This is a genomic window from Gelidibacter salicanalis, from assembly GCF_007997285.1.
Classification (GTDB): domain Bacteria; phylum Bacteroidota; class Bacteroidia; order Flavobacteriales; family Flavobacteriaceae; genus Gelidibacter; species Gelidibacter salicanalis.
On the sequence record NZ_VORX01000007.1, the window covers coordinates 89085 to 104591 of the forward strand.

General features: G+C 39.0%; 16 protein-coding genes. 13 read left to right on the forward strand and 3 right to left on the reverse strand.

Annotated features, from left to right (window positions below; genetic code table 11):
• Positions 1 to 3 precede the first annotated feature (3 nt).
• From ES711_RS13640 to ES711_RS13655, 4 genes are all read left to right on the forward strand, one after another.
• Positions 4 to 735, forward strand: coding sequence for a class I SAM-dependent methyltransferase (locus ES711_RS13640; RefSeq protein ID WP_146893854.1), 732 nt, complete (start codon positions 4 to 6; stop codon positions 733 to 735).
• On the forward strand, positions 732 to 1406 hold the full coding sequence (locus tag ES711_RS13645) for a ZIP family metal transporter (RefSeq protein WP_146893855.1): 675 nt from the start codon (positions 732 to 734) through the stop codon (positions 1404 to 1406). Before ES711_RS13640 ends, ES711_RS13645 begins: the two co-directional genes overlap by 4 nt.
• A gap of 83 nt (positions 1407 to 1489) precedes the next feature.
• Positions 1490 to 1918, forward strand: a complete 429-nt coding sequence (locus ES711_RS13650) for a DUF4268 domain-containing protein (RefSeq protein WP_146893856.1) — start codon at positions 1490 to 1492, stop codon at positions 1916 to 1918.
• Positions 1919 to 2177: 259 nt separating this feature from the next.
• Positions 2178 to 2993 carry an amidohydrolase family protein gene (locus ES711_RS13655; protein WP_146893857.1) on the forward strand — a complete coding sequence of 272 codons (816 nt, stop codon included), beginning with the start codon at positions 2178 to 2180 and terminating at the stop codon, positions 2991 to 2993.
• Between the two features lie 2 nt (positions 2994 to 2995).
• On the opposite strand, the gene trhA is transcribed toward ES711_RS13655, so the two are convergent.
• Both trhA and ES711_RS13665 read right to left on the reverse strand, forming a co-directional pair.
• Positions 2996 to 3622, reverse strand: coding sequence for a PAQR family membrane homeostasis protein TrhA (gene trhA, locus ES711_RS13660; RefSeq protein ID WP_146893858.1), 627 nt, complete (start codon positions 3620 to 3622; stop codon positions 2996 to 2998).
• Positions 3622 to 4299: a DUF4294 domain-containing protein gene (locus ES711_RS13665; protein WP_146893931.1), complete on the reverse strand. Its 678-nt coding sequence runs from the start codon at positions 4297 to 4299 to the stop codon at positions 3622 to 3624. The genes trhA and ES711_RS13665 overlap by 1 nt, the downstream gene beginning before the upstream one ends.
• A gap of 101 nt (positions 4300 to 4400) precedes the next feature.
• Here ES711_RS13665 and ES711_RS13670 point away from each other — a divergent pair, with 101 nt between their 5' ends.
• The 9 genes from ES711_RS13670 to ES711_RS13710 all read left to right on the forward strand — a co-directional run bounded on the left by ES711_RS13670 (position 4401) and on the right by ES711_RS13710 (position 14268).
• Complete coding sequence (locus ES711_RS13670) at positions 4401 to 5492, forward strand: M42 family metallopeptidase (RefSeq protein WP_146893859.1); 1092 nt, start codon at positions 4401 to 4403, stop codon at positions 5490 to 5492.
• Entirely contained in the window at positions 5492 to 6652 is a 1161-nt protein-coding gene (locus ES711_RS13675) for an aminotransferase class V-fold PLP-dependent enzyme (protein ID WP_146893860.1), read from the forward strand. The genes ES711_RS13670 and ES711_RS13675 overlap by 1 nt, the downstream gene beginning before the upstream one ends.
• Entirely contained in the window at positions 6652 to 7221 is a 570-nt protein-coding gene (locus ES711_RS13680) for an NUDIX hydrolase (RefSeq protein WP_146893861.1), read from the forward strand. The genes ES711_RS13675 and ES711_RS13680 overlap by 1 nt, the downstream gene beginning before the upstream one ends.
• Positions 7218 to 7904, forward strand: coding sequence for a PrsW family intramembrane metalloprotease (locus ES711_RS13685; protein WP_146893862.1), 687 nt, complete (start codon positions 7218 to 7220; stop codon positions 7902 to 7904). Before ES711_RS13680 ends, ES711_RS13685 begins: the two co-directional genes overlap by 4 nt.
• A gap of 28 nt (positions 7905 to 7932) precedes the next feature.
• Positions 7933 to 9852 (forward strand): DUF294 nucleotidyltransferase-like domain-containing protein, encoded by a 1920-nt coding sequence (locus ES711_RS13690; RefSeq protein WP_146893863.1) that lies wholly within the window; start codon positions 7933 to 7935, stop codon positions 9850 to 9852.
• Positions 9849 to 10520: a 3'-5' exonuclease gene (locus tag ES711_RS13695; protein ID WP_146893864.1), complete on the forward strand. Its 672-nt coding sequence runs from the start codon at positions 9849 to 9851 to the stop codon at positions 10518 to 10520. The genes ES711_RS13690 and ES711_RS13695 overlap by 4 nt, the downstream gene beginning before the upstream one ends.
• Before the next feature lie 48 nt (positions 10521 to 10568).
• Positions 10569 to 11054 carry an acetyl-CoA carboxylase biotin carboxyl carrier protein subunit gene (locus ES711_RS13700; protein WP_146893865.1) on the forward strand — a complete coding sequence of 162 codons (486 nt, stop codon included), beginning with the start codon at positions 10569 to 10571 and terminating at the stop codon, positions 11052 to 11054.
• A gap of 108 nt (positions 11055 to 11162) precedes the next feature.
• Positions 11163 to 12608 (forward strand): acetyl-CoA carboxylase biotin carboxylase subunit, encoded by a 1446-nt coding sequence (gene accC / locus ES711_RS13705; protein ID WP_146893866.1) that lies wholly within the window; start codon positions 11163 to 11165, stop codon positions 12606 to 12608.
• A 118-nt stretch (positions 12609 to 12726) separates the two neighbouring features.
• The gene (locus ES711_RS13710; protein WP_146893867.1) at positions 12727 to 14268 is read left to right on the forward strand and encodes an acyl-CoA carboxylase subunit beta; all 1542 of its coding nucleotides are present in this window, start codon (positions 12727 to 12729) and stop codon (positions 14266 to 14268) included.
• A 310-nt stretch (positions 14269 to 14578) separates the two neighbouring features.
• Here the strand turns inward: ES711_RS13710 and ES711_RS13715 are convergent, their stop codons facing one another.
• A complete protein-coding gene (locus ES711_RS13715) occupies positions 14579 to 15373 on the reverse strand; it encodes an NYN domain-containing protein (protein ID WP_146893868.1) in 795 nt (264 codons plus the stop codon).
• Between the last annotated feature and the right edge of the window lie 134 nt (positions 15374 to 15507).

Sequence of the window (15507 nt, forward strand, 5' to 3'; positions counted from 1 at the left end):
ATAATGATAAAAGACACAACACAGTGGTACGCTTCCTGGTTTGACACCTCGTATTACCACATACTTTATGAAGATAGAGACTATGCCGAAGCACACCAATTTATGGATAATTTGACCCAGTATTTAAATTTACCCGAAAACGGTAAAATACTCGATCTTGCCTGCGGCAAAGGGCGTCATTCCATATATCTCAGCTCATTGGGCTATGATGTTACTGGCGTTGACCTCTCCGTGAATAGTATTGCTTACGCTAAACAGCACGAAAATGAAAAACTTCACTTTGAAGTGCATGACATGTGCAGACCGTTTAATGATCAATTTGACGCCGTATTTAATTTATTTACAAGTTTTGGATATTTTGATCGAACGGAAGACAACTTAAACACCATTAAAGCCATAAGGGATGATTTAAATGAATCTGGCTTTGGAGTCATTGACTTTATGAACAGCGACTATGTCATTGAAAATTTAGTGCCTGAAGATGTGAAAACGGTAGGTAATATTGATTTTCATCAAAAACGCTATGTGGAAGACGGTTACATTGTTAAAGATATTAGTTTTACAGACAAGGGTGAAGATTTTCAGTATCAAGAGCGTGTTAAAGCAAAGACACTCGCTGATTTTGAAGCACTATTTGAAGAAGCCGGTGTGTATTTATTGGATGTTTTTGGCGATTACAAACTGCGAAAATTCCATAAAGCTACCTCAGAGCGTTTAATAATGATCTTTAAATGATACACTATTTATTACCGATTCTTGCCGTTGTTATTGGTGTTTTGTTAGTCTTAATTTTTAAGCAACGCAAACCCAAGTACACAAAATTACTATTATCGTTTAGCGGTGCTTTTTTACTAGCCTTAACCCTTTTTGAACTGTTACCAGAAGTTTATGAGCATTTAGACGCTAAGGAAACCGGGCTGTTCATCATGTTTGGTATACTCATTCAAATTTTGTTAGAGTTTTTCTCCAAAGGTGCGGAACATGGCCATGTTCATGTGCAAGAGGATGACACAGCGTTTCCGTGGGTGTTGTTTATCAGTTTGAGCATCCATAGTTTTTTGGAAGGCTTTCCCATTCACCAACACAATGATATGGTGTATGGCGTCCTTATTCACAAAATACCCATTGCGGCCTTAATTACCACTTACCTCATACAATCCAAATTCACCACAATGCAAGTAGTTGGATTTCTAGTGGTTTTTGCCGCCATGACGCCCATTGGCACACTCATTTCCAATACCGTGACCTTAGTTGAAGGGTATGTGTTTTACATTAATGCCATTGTTATTGGTATTTTCTTCCACATCTCAACAGTTATTTTATTTGAAAGTAGTGAAGGTCATAAATTCAACCTTTCCAAACTTGTGGTGATTGTCCTGGGAATTGTAGTGGCGTATATGATTTAGGTTTGAGGTTTGAGGTTTTAGGTTTTAGGTTTTAGAAAATATAAATTTTATTTAAAAAGAGTCCCGCTTTCGCGACAAATAATATGTTTAGTAAAGAAGATTCACGGAAATTAAGAGAAGAATTCTGGATCAGTTTCGGAAAGTCATTTCCTAGAAAATGGATCCTTTATGATACGAAGCTCAAAGGGTTTGCCTTCAAATTTCATTTTGATACAAAGTCCGCCATGGTCACTTTAGACTTAGAGGACGATTTGGAAAACCGGATCAACTATTGGGATAAACTGCAGTCCCTTAAAGCGATATTAACTGAGGAGTTTTTACCCGAAGCCATTTTTGAAGAGGAATACTTTTTAGAAAACGGCAAAGAAATCTCAAGGATCCATGTGCCTTTAAATGCAAACGTATCCATTCACAATAAAAACACTTGGAGAGACGTCATGGAATTTTTTGTTGAAAAAATGAGTTTATTTGAAACTTTCTTTGAAGATTATAAGGATTTTATTGACACTTAATAGTTAGCAGTAGGCAGTCTTCAGTTGGCAGTCAACAGTTGTCAGTCAACAGTTGTCAGTTAGCAGTTCAGATTAAAATAAACTCTTCATACTAAATTCTTAATACTTAATACTAAATACTCGATACTGTTTACTGAAGACTGAAGACTGAATACTGCCTACTGAATACTGAAGCCCGAAAACCCTTGCTCCTTTCCTCAAATTGTCAGATATTGTTAGCTTAGCCAAAATATTACTTAGTTAAAAGTTAAAACACATTATGATTATAGACGTTCACACCCATATTAATAATTATCATGAAGACCGAGTTGTTTCTTTAGATGACAGCCTCAACAAGTTAACAGACACCATGGCGGAAAATAACGTGGATTATTCGCTGGTATTGTCATCCTATAAAGTGAATGAACACCGCCCGAGCACTAAAAGTGTTGTGGAAGCTATCAGCAATAGAGACAATCTTGGTGTTGTGGCTGGCGTTAGTTATTTAAATTATGATTATAAGGATTTACGCGAACTCAGCGAATTTCTAGATGCTGGACTTATAAAAGGTCTTAAGTTCTATCCAGGTTACGAGCCTTTTTACCCTAACGATATTCGCTTTAAGGTGATGTATGATATGGCCATTGAGTTTGATGTGCCCGTAATGTTTCACTCCGGTGACACCTATGCCCCTAATGGGAAAATCAAATTCTCCCACCCCATTCATATTGATGATTTGGCGGTAGACTATCCTGATTTAAAGATTGTTATCTGCCATGTAGGTAACCCTTGGATTAAGGATTGTATGGAGGTGGTTTATAAGAATGAAAATGTGCATGCAGATATTTCCGGCTTGGTTTTGGGCGATTTCAACGAGAAGTTTGAACGCTACATGAAAAAGGAAATCGAAGAAATGATAACCTACGCTGGCGATCCTAAATATTTATTATACGGTACGGATTGGCCTATTAGTAACATGAAGTCTTACCTCAAATTTATGGATCAATTAGATTTGGCCGATGATAAGAAAGAATTGATCATGTGGAAAAATGCTGCTGACCTATTTAAAATCGATATCAGTAAACTCAAAAAGTAATATCATAAAACGTAAAGAAAAATAAGCAAGTAGTGGCAAATGGCTCCTCCCAACACAAATAGATGCCATATAACGTGGTTGTAGGGTATCTTAGGTACCGCATAGAAAATGATTCCAATGCTGTAAAATGCGCCTCCTGCAAATAAAAGTGCAACGCCGTTTGGCCCAATCAATTGGGAAAGGTTGCTGAAATCAAAAATAATTAACCAACCCATTACCAAATAAAGTAGTGTGGATATAATTTCAAATTTACCGGTAAAAAATAGTTTTAAAATCAGCCCAAACCCGGCAATGGCCCAAACACTCCAAAACAATGGCCAACCTAAGCTGTTGTTAAGAGCAATTAAAGTAACCGGCGTGTAAGTTCCAGCTATGAGTAGATAAATGCTGATATGGTCTACAATCCGGAAATAATGTTTTTTCCGTTCGCTTGAAACAGAATGATAAATAGCAGAGGCGGAAAAAAGAATAATTATAGAGATGCCGTAGATAATGACGCTAAACAAACTCCAGTCTGTGTTATGCTCTTTATAACTAATCAGCAAGGCCAACCCAGCAACACCTAAAAGCGCTCCAAAGCCATGCGTCCATGCATTTAATTTTTCTTCAAATTCTGATTGTATTCGCATTACTTTTTAACTGTTTTAGCCGTCCATTTGGCTTTAAGTTCGAAATAATCAACAGGAAATGCCGATTGTTGCCGTTCTAAATGTCCATTTTGGAATGCGCGTTCTAAAATATCCTCAATCAAATAATCTTCACTGACCTCTAAAGGATTAAATTCTTCTTTTAAAGAGATATCAAACACTCTCGCGGTGTTATTAAACCAAAAGGCACGCCAACCACTGCGCAACTCCTTTATGAGTTCAAAAGTGGTCTTTCCGGTTTGCCTGTGGATTAACTTGACCAAAATCTGACCTTCCGTACGGGTTAATTTTTTTAGTTCAGCCGAAAATTCTTCCTCAATATATTTTTGAATAATTTTAGCATACTGCCGCTTTTGGCTATTGCGTTCTAAGGTTTCCAACCTGTTGGTCAACTCCACCAAGCGCTCTGCCGCCAATTTTGCATAAGGGTATACCTTGATGGTTTTCCGTTTTAAAATCAAATAGCGGATTCTGGCCTCTTTATCAGCAAACTTTAACCGGTTTAGAACTACCACAGCATCCAAATCAATGGTCGTCACTGGTATCGAATCGCCATCAATATAATAATACTCCACCGCGGTAGAATCTTTCTCCACAGGAGCTGTTTGTGCAAAGAGCAGAACTGGGAAAACTAAAAAAATGTAGGTCAATAACTTCATCTGTTGCACTAGCGCTAAAATCATTCCAAAATTAAGAATTTAGACCTGCAATACCCTTAAAATACTATTAATATTGCTAATTTTATAAAAAATAATAACACATGCCCAATAAGAACATTTTAGACAACAAATCATTAGAATTTTTAGAGAATTATTTAAACAATGCCTCACCGACAGGTTACGAATGGACCGGACAAAAATTATGGATGGAGTACCTAAAACCGTATGTGGATGAATTTATTACGGACACTTACGGAACAGCTGTAGGGGTTATCAATCCAAAAGCTAAGTACAAGGTCGTCATTGAGGGTCACGCTGATGAAATTTCCTGGTACGTTAATTATATTTCAGACAACGGACTTATTTACGTGATCCGGAACGGTGGTAGTGACCATCAGATTGCACCGAGTAAGATTGTAAATATCCATACCAAAAATGGCATCGTAAAAGGTGTTTTTGGATGGCCAGCCATCCACACCAGAGATAAAACTAAGGAAGAAGCTCCAAAACCAGATAATATAACCATTGATGTAGGTGCCAAAAACAAAGAAGAAGTTGAGAACATGGGGGTTCACGTTGGATGCGTCATCACCTACCCTGACACTTTCCATATCTTAAATAATGATAAATTTGTATGTCGTGCTATCGATAATCGTATTGGAGGCTTTATGATTGCTCAAGTCGCCCGTTTACTGCACGAAAATAAAAAAACCTTGCCTTTCGGACTTTACATCACCAACTCGGTACAAGAAGAAATTGGATTACGTGGTGCAGAGATGATTGCAGAGCGCATCCAACCTAACGTTGCTATTATTACAGATGTGACGCACGATACGACTACACCAATGATCGATAAGAAAAAAGAAGGTCATCTGGAGCTCGGTTTAGGTCCTGTAGTGGCATACGCCCCTGCCGTACAACAGAAACTTCGCGATTTAATTACGGAAACCGCCGAAGAAAAGAAAATCCCTTTCCAACGCTCCGCATGTTCAAGAGCTACAGGCACTGATACGGATGCGTTTGCTTACAGCGGTATGGGCGTTGCTAGCGCTCTTATTTCACTTCCATTACGATATATGCATACAACAGTAGAAATGGTGCATAGAGACGATGTGGAAAACGTGATCAAATTAATTTACGAAACACTATTGAACATTAAAGAAAACGATACGTTCAGTTATTTTGAAGACTAATGGATATCTCGAAACAAAAAGATTTATTTGATATCCCTGAGCACATCTGCTTTTTAAACACGGCGAGTTTATCGCCGTCGTTTAAAGCAGTAGAACAAGCAGGAATTGATGCGGTATTACAAAAAAGCAGACCGTATCTCATCCCCTCATCTGATTTTTTTGACCCCGTCATTGAGTTAAAGCAAAAGTTCGCTAAACTTATTGAAGTAGATGAATATGAGCGAATTGCTACAATAACATCCGCATCTTACGGCATTGCAACAGTAGCCAATAACATCAAATTAGAGCCAGGGCAAAATGTAATCTTGATGCAGGAGCAATTCCCGAGTAATTATTATTCCTGGAAGAAATTAACTGATCACTATCAAGCAGAATTAAAAATAGTTCAGGCTCCAAAAACCAAAATTAATCGCGGTAAATTATGGAATAAAGCCATATTAGAGGCAATTGATGACAACACTGCCGTGGTCGCCATGGGGCACATACATTGGTCCAGTGGCACACTTTTTAATTTGAAAGCTATACGAGAAAAAACCTTTCAGCATAAGGCTTTATTAATTATTGACGGCAGCCAATCCGTGGGTGCACTCCCCTTTTCCGTTAAAGAAATTCAGCCAGATGCTCTAATTTGCGCGGGCTATAAATGGCTTTTCGGACCTTACGGTTGCGGGTATGCCTACTACGGGCCCTATTTTGATCACGGTGAACCTTTAGAAGAAAATTGGACCAATCGATTGGACAGTCATAATTTACCGGACCTCACAAAATACCAAAACGAGTATAAGCCCTTTGCTAATAGGTATGTTATGGGAGAAAGCGGAAGCTTCATCCATGTCAAAATGCAACTGGCAGCTCTAAAACAAGTGCTGTTATGGACCCCTGAAGCCATTCAAGACCACTGCAGAACACTTTCCATAAAGGCGGCGAAGGAATTGCGAAACTTGGGATGTTATATTGAAATTGATGCCTATAGGAGCCATCATTTGTTCGGACTCGAATTACCTGTTTCCGTTGACATTGAGGAGTTTAAAAAAATCCTGGCAGATCACGGCGTATTTGTATCTTTTAGAGGTGCTTATGTGCGATTGTCATGTCACCTTTTTAACACAAAACTCGATTTTGACACGTTTATAACCTGTTTAAAATTAGCTTTAAGATAATGGAAGCTGAAGAATATATCGCCATTTTGAATGCAGACGGCTCTCCTACTGGCAAGACCTGCCTTAAATCTGAAATTCACCACAAAGGTTATTACCACAATACAGCACATGTTTGGTTTTATAATGACCATGCCGAGATACTATTAGCCCAACGTGCCGCCAATAAAGTCATTTACCCCTTACTCTGGGATATTTCCGTGGCTGGCCATGTAGATGCGGGCGAAACCATTGCCCAAGCGGCTATCAGAGAAACGAGAGAGGAAATTGGACTAGAAATTACTGAACAAGATCTCCTAAAAGTTGGCGTTTATGACTGTTTTCAAAGTTACCCCAACGGCATTGTCGACAACGAATTCCACCATACCTATATCGCTAAAATTAACAAAACTATAAATGATCTGAAATTAGATCCTGAAGAAGTACAACAGGCTAAGTTTGTCAGTATACCAGAATTTCTAGAACTGTTAAACAATAGTGCCAATAATAGCCATTTCGTACAGAGCAACACCAATTATTATTTGGAAGTAATTAAGGCCATTGAGAACCAAATTACAAACACAGACGCATGACCTTATTACTGCTAGCCATCTCACCTGTGCTCATCATTATCATTTATATTTATATAAAAGACAAGTACGAGAAAGAGCCGCCACGACTATTAGTTTACAATTTTATACTGGGCGCCATTGTCAGCATAATCATAACCACAATGCTGTATATGATCATCGACATCCCCTTAAAACTTGAAAACCATACCAGTGTTTTAGAACAATTTATAAAGGCCTTTTTTGTGGTTGGACTAACGGAAGAATTCAGCAAGTATGTTATTGTGCGCTATTATGCGCAGCCTCATGTAGAATACAATGAGCCTTTTGACGGTATCGTGTATGCCGTCATGGTTTCTATGGGGTTTGCAGCAACTGAAAATGTGATGTATGTGCTACAGGGCGGCATGGAAGTAGCCATCATCAGAGCATTTACCGCAGTTCCCGCGCATGCTACGTTCGCCATTTTGATGGGATATTTTATGGGGAAAGCAAAATTTTCCAAAAATAAGAAGCTGCTAAATCTGACCGGGCTCTTTCTCGCTACCCTATTCCATGGCGCTTATGATTTCTTTTTGTTTATTGATTTTATTCCAGGTATTTGGATAGGTGCTTTTATTTCTTTGTTTATTGGAATTATTTTAGCAAAAAAAGCGATCAAGAACCATCAGGTGAATTCTCATTTCAACACTCAGAAAGAACGATAAACACTAAACTTTGCTTAATTTTATCGGAATGAAAAATACTATAGCCGAAAGGATTGCCGATTTCCTCAAAAACTTCCCTCCTTTTGACCAACTTTCAAAAGAGGATTTATACGCCATTGCACAAGTAGTAACCATTACCTATCTAGAAAGGGACAATTTGGTGTATGCTGTGGGCGAGACGTTGCACGATAAATTCTACATCATTCACAAAGGCGCTATTGCACTTACTAAAGATATTAACGCTAAGGTGGAGACGATAGATCGATTTGATGAAGGTGATGTTTTTGGACTCCGACCACTCTTTGCTAAAGAAAACTATGCCACCAATGCCGTTACTGAAGAAGAAAGCATCCTTTATGGCATTCCCTTAGTCACCTTCAAGCCCTTAATAACCCGCAACAAAGCTGTTGTTGACTTTCTTATAGAAAGTTTCGCTTCCAATACTGAAAATCCTTTCTCTAAAGAGATACATGGCTCTTTATATGAGCATCGCTTGGAGGTTTTAGCTAATGATAAAGAGCTTTTTGAACTGCAACCTGTCCGCTACATAAAAAAAGTGATTACCGCCAAGGCGAACACTAAAATCAAGGACATTGCACTACTCATGCAGAAACACCACATTGGTTCAATATTAATTGAAGCGGATATGATTCCTGTTGGAATTGTCACTGACGTAGACTTACGCAACAAGGTCATCACTGGCGCATACCCTATTGATACTGAAGTGCAACACATCATGAGTGCACCGGTGCTCTGTTATCCAAAAGGCGTGTCCATTAGTCAGGCACAACTCACGATGATGAAACACAATATCAGTCATTTATGTATCACTGCAGACGGTACTCCCAATTCAAAAATCATAGGAGTCATTTCCCAAAACGACATCAATGTAATGCGGGGCAGCAATCCAACGGTTTTGATGAAGGCCATCAAACGCTCGCAGTCTACCAAACAACTGAAGCATATCCGTAAAAAAATAATGGTGCTTTTAAAGGGGTTTGTACAACAAAACATCCCTTTAACTCAAACGAGCAAAATAATATTTGAACTGAATGACGCTACCATTAAGCGCATTATTGAGCGCTGTATTGTAAAAATGGGTCAACAGCCTCCAGTTAAGTTTGCCTGGATGTCCATGGGCAGCCAAGGGCGAAAGGAGCAATTATTACAGACTGATCAGGACAATGCCATCGTATTTGAAAATGTTGATGCGGAAGAGTTGGAAGATGTAAGAGCCTATTTTCTGTTGCTCTCAAAGAAAGTGAATAAACGGTTGAATGAAGTGGGTTTTGACTTTTGTCCCGCCGATATTATGGCAAAAAACCCCAAATGGTGTTTAAGTTTGGATGAATGGAAACTTCAGTTTAACCACTGGACCTCAAACACAGGTGATGATGAAATATTATTATCTTCCATTTTTTTTGACTTTGACATCACTTATGGCGATGCCAATCTTACCAGCCAACTCTCAGACCACATTTTTGACATTACAAAAAACAACCACATGTTCTTGTCTAAACTTGCGGCAAGTGCCTTGAGAAGCGCTTCTCCACTTGGTTTTTTTAGACGATTTTTAGTTGAAAAAGATGGGGAATACAAAGATTTTTTCGACATTAAAAAACGTGCCATCACGCCCATTGTGGATGCCGGTAGATTGTTTGCGCTTTCCAATCAAATTAAAAACATAAATAACACAGCAGAACGATTTGAAAAAATGGCCGAAATATTTCCCGCGAATGAAGAACTGTATCTATCCTGTTCTTATGCATCCAAAGCCCTGCTCAAATTCCGAACAAAACATGGCTTGCTCCATAACGATAACGGTCGGTTTATTGAAATTGCCGCATTAAGCAAAGAGGAGAAAATGAAATTGAAACGGTGCTTTAATACCATAGCACAGATTCAGGAATCCATCAAACTAAAGTACAATCTAAGTAATTTTAAATGAGGCTCTGGAACTTCAATAAAAAAACCTATCCCGACTTTTGGGAAGCGTATCTGCATCATTTTGAGAAAAAGGAAAAAAAGACCTTGGATTCTTCAAGGTTTGTTGCTTTGGATTGTGAAACTACGGGATTTGATTTCTACATCGATCGGATATTATCTATCGGTGCGGTATCAATTCTTAAAAATGAAATTGCCGTTGCCGATTCTTTGGAAATCTATGTTAAGCAGACACATTTCAATCCAGATAGTGTTCCAATCCACGGTATTCTTCAACATGGAAAATTGGCGAAGTGTTCTGAGGAAACTGCCATAAAGCAATTTTTAAAGTATATAGAAGATGCCGTATTAGTTGCCCACCATGCCAGATTCGATATTATTATGATCAATGCCGCATTGAAACGAATGGGTTTACCCAATTTAAAAAATAAAGTAATAGATACCATGGATCTTTATGCCAACACGCGCATCAAATCCAATTTTATAGATCAAAACGCCCATTACTCATTAGATGAAATTGCAGAGGCCTACGCCATTAATTTAATGGATCGGCATACGGCACCTGGGGATGCGCTGATTGCCGCACTCATATTCCTTAAAACCACAGCGCTCCTCAAAAAATCAAAATTCTTTAAATTGGAGCGCTATTTTCTTAAATCAACAATGTTTTAATATCCCTCATAATATTCGTAACTTTTCCACCATTAATGAAATAACCCTATGCATAAACAATACCAAGTACTGATCAATGGAGAACAGGAACGGTCTCTATCCCATCAGGATATAGAATCGTTAGATGCCGTCAAGACATCGGATAAAAAATTCCACATACTCCATGGTGGGACATCATACAACGCTGAAATTATCGATCACAAATTCAACGAAAGATCATATAAAGTAAAGATTAACAATAACACCTATAATATCAGCATAAACAATAGTTTAGATCAGTTAATAAAAGAGCTTGGATTTGAGATTGGAAGCTCTAAAAAAGTGGATAAAATTACCGCGCCAATGCCCGGATTAATTTTGGAAATTAATGTCAATATAGGCGATGAAGTCAAGGAGAATGACCCCTTATTAATCCTAGAAGCCATGAAAATGGAAAATGTCCTTACCTCCCCCAGAGAAGGTATTATCAAGGTTATTGCTGTTACTAAAGGCGCTGCGGTGGATAAAAATCAGTTGTTGGTGGAATTTGAATAAGCTAGTTTTTCACAATGACCATTACCTATCGAAAGCTCCTCTAAAGTAGGTTTTCGTTAACTAAAACATGAGATTCGCGCTTACGCGGGAATAAAAATACATTTTTGAATGAAAAAAATATTAATTGCAAACCGAGGAGAAATCGCCATTCGCGTTATGAAAACGGCAAAACGAATGGGGATTAAAACCGTCGCGGTCTATTCAACGGCTGATCGGAATTCCCCTCACGTTAGATTTGCAGATGAGGCCGTCTTAATTGGCGAAGCACCGTCTAATCAGTCCTATTTGTTAGGAAACAAAATTATAGAGGTCGCAAAGCGTTTAGATGTGGATGCGATTCACCCAGGCTACGGTTTTTTAAGTGAAAACGCTGAATTCGCCGAGGCTTGTGAAGCCAATAACATTATTTTTATCGGTCCAAAATCGAAGGCTATTAAAATTATGGGCAGCAAATTAGCCGCCAAAGAAGCGGTGAAACACTACGATATTCCTATGGTACCTGGCATTGATGAAGCCATAACTGATGTTGATAAAGCGCAGGCCATTGCTAAGGAGATTGGTTTCCCCATCCTTATCAAGGCCTCTGCAGGTGGCGGTGGTAAAGGCATGCGGGTGGTTGAAAAAGCTTCCGAATTGGAATCGCAAATGAAACGTGCCATTAGTGAAGCAACTTCTGCGTTTGGTGACGGCTCCGTATTTATTGAAAAATACGTGAGCAGTCCACGTCATATTGAAATTCAAGTGATGGCGGACACTCACGGCAATACCATTCACCTTTTTGAACGGGAATGCAGCATTCAGCGCCGTCATCAAAAGGTGATTGAAGAAGCGCCATCTTCTGTGCTAACACCTGAATTGCGTCATAAAATGGGGGAAGCAGCGATCAAGGTGGCCCAAGCCTGTGATTATGTCGGTGCAGGAACAGTCGAATTCTTATTGGATGAACATCTCAATTTCTATTTTTTAGAAATGAATACGCGACTACAAGTAGAACATCCGGTAACGGAGTTTATTACTAATACGGACTTGGTAGAGCTGCAAATTCGTGTAGCTCGTGGCGAAGTACTACCCATCAAACAAGAAGACCTCAAGATTAAAGGACACGCCATGGAATTGCGGGTCTATGCGGAAGATCCACTAAATGACTTCCTTCCTAGCGTTGGAAATTTAGAAGTGTACCGCTTGCCGGTAGGCGACAATATCCGGGTAGATAATGGGTTTGAAGAAGGAATGGATATTCCTATTTATTATGATCCGATGCTGGCTAAACTGATTACCTATGGTGCTACTAGAGCCGAGGCAATCGAGGAAATGCTGAAAGCCATTGCTCATTATCATATTGAAGGTATTGAAACAACACTTCCCTTCGGAACGTTTGTATTTGAACATGAAGCCTTCCGTTCTGGCAATTTTGACACGCACTTTGTAAAGAAGTATTTTTCACCGGAAAAAATTAAAGCACATCGCGAGGAAGAAGCGCACTTGGCGGCCCTTATTGCTGTAAAACAGTATCTAGAAGATCAAAAAGTATTGCGCATCCCGAAAGCTGATTAAAAAAAGTAGGAATTGAGTGCCTACGATTGACCGCAAAGCGATGCTACGCCAGCATCAAAAATTACAAATAATAACACGCAATACACATAAATTGCCTCTGTAAGTGAAATTGAATACTATGGAATCAAAAATAAAAGACCTTAACGAAAAACTAGCGCTCGCTTATCTTGGCGGTGGTCAAGATCGTATTGACAAACAACACGAAAAAAAGAAACTAACGGCGCGAGAACGTGTGCTCTATTTAATGGACGAAGGTTCTTTTGAAGAAATTGGTGCCTTAGTCACCCATCGGGCCAAGGATTTCGGAATGGCCGATCAGCAATTCTACGGCGATGGTGTGGTTACGGGCTACGGCACGGTGCACGGCAAATTGGTATATGTCTTTGCTCAGGATTTTACCGTATTTGGAGGCTCTTTATCAGAAACCCACGCGGAGAAAATATGTAAGGTGATGGATTTGGCCGTGAAAGTTGGGGCTCCAATTATCGGACTTAATGATTCGGGCGGGGCACGGATTCAAGAAGGCGTGAGAAGTTTAGGCGGCTATGCGGATATTTTTTACCGCAATGTGCAAGCCTCTGGTGTGATTCCGCAAATTTCAGCCATCATGGGGCCTTGCGCTGGTGGCGCCGTATACAGCCCTGCCATGACTGATTTTACAATTATGGTACAAGACACAAGCTATATGTTTGTAACGGGGCCTAACGTAGTAAAAACGGTAACCAATGAGAATGTGACTTCTGAAGAACTGGGTGGCGCCAGTACGCACTCCACAAAATCTGGTGTTGCCCATATTACTGCTTCCAATGATATCGAATGTTTGGAGGATATTAAAAAGTTGATCAGTTATTTACCTCAAAACAATACAGAAACCACGCCCCTTTTACCTTTTGAATTAAAGGATGAAGTGAGAGATGTGCTCTCTGATATTATTCCAGACAACGCTAACAAGCCTTATGACATGCACAGCGTGATCAATGGGATTATTGACACCGATTCGTTTTACGAAATCCATAAAGATTATGCCGAAAATATTATTGTCGGATTTGCCAGATTAGGCGGCAGAAGTATTGGAATTGTGGCCAACCAACCGATGTATTTAGCAGGAGTGTTAGATGTGAATAGTTCCAAAAAAGCAGCGCGATTTGTACGTTTTTGTGATTGTTTCAACATTCCATTATTAGTTTTAGAAGATGTTCCGGGCTTCTTACCAGGAACTGATCAGGAATGGCGTGGGATTATCGTTCACGGCGCCAAGTTGCTTTATGCGTTTAGTGAAGCTACTGTTCCGAGAGTAACAGTAATTACCAGAAAAGCGTACGGTGGCGCCTATGATGTTATGAATTCAAAACACATTGGTGCGGATATGAATTTTGCTTGGCCAAGTGCTGAGATTGCCGTGATGGGTGCTAAAGGAGCGGCTGAAATTATTTTTAAGAAAGAAATCAATAAGGCTGAAGATAAAGATGCCAAATTGAAGGAAAAAGAGGAGGAATACGCGCGACTTTTTGCCAATCCGTATAGTGCGGCAGAACGCGGTTTTATTGACGAAGTGATCCTACCTAAAGATACACGACGCAAATTGATTAGAGCTTTTGCCATGTTGAAAGACAAAAAGGTAGATGCACCAAAACGCAAGCACGGGAATATTCCGTTATAATTGTTATTTATAATCATTGTTGTCCGATCAAGAATCAAGACCGCTGCGCTGTTAGAATAAAGAATTAAGACTTGTTTGCAACTAACTGACAAACAACGATCATTTAAATTAAAATCGCACATTCCCTCTCGGTAGAAACAGCTTCTAAAATGCAAGGTCTCATTTCGGAAATCTTCTAATGTCCCTTGCTTAAAATGAGTTTGTTAATTTATTATTTATTTTTATCCGACACTAATGATTTATAATCAAAAAAATGCCTTCAATGAAAACTATTGAAGGCATTTTTATTAGAATTACGTTTTAAACCCTATTAGGTTTTAGAGATCAATTTTCTTTTATTTCGGGTTTGCTTTTTAGGTTTTATTTGTGCTTCTTTAATACGTACATAAATTAGCTTAAAATGCCCTTTGGAATCTTCTCTTCGGTCGATTTCAAATTCTTTTAGCGACTTGATTAATGGGGTCAATTTTTGAAAGCCATAATTACGGGAATCAAAGTTAGGCTGTTTCTTTTGCATCAGTCCACCAACATCTCCCAAGAAAGCCCAGCCATCTTCATCCGCCACATCTTCAATGGTTGCGGCAATAAACTTTATTTCCTTTTGGGTGATTTTATCCACGTTGCTCTTCGCCGTTTTTGACTCTTCCGTAGACACCACTTCCTCGTCTGAACTCTGGTTTTTAAGAATTTCAATATAAATGAACTTGTCACAAGCCACGATAAATGGATTTGGTGTTTTCTTTTCGCCAATCCCGTAAACTTTCATACCTGCTTCACGTAAACGTGTTGCCAAACGTGTAAAGTCACTGTCGCTGGATACAATACAAAAGCCATCTACTTTAGCGGTATATAAAATATCCATCGCATCAATAATCATGGCCGAATCTGTAGCATTTTTACCTACGGTATATCCATATTGCTGAATTGGCGTAATGGCATTTTCCAAGAGCATATTCTTCCATTTTGAAAGGTGCGGCTTGGTCCAATCTCCATAAATACGCTTAATTGTCGGGTTGCCGTATTTGGCAATTTCCTCCATCATCTCTTTTACATAGGCTGAAGGGATGTTATCCCCATCTATTAATACTGCAAGTTTTATATCCATCTGTGATATTGTAATTGTTAAAAAATAAAATTGAATTAAAAAGTTAAAGATACTATTTAAATAGGAAATTTCGCGTCAAACCTGATTTAAGAGGGCGTTAAAAAAAATGAAACCATAGCCGAATCGACTATGGT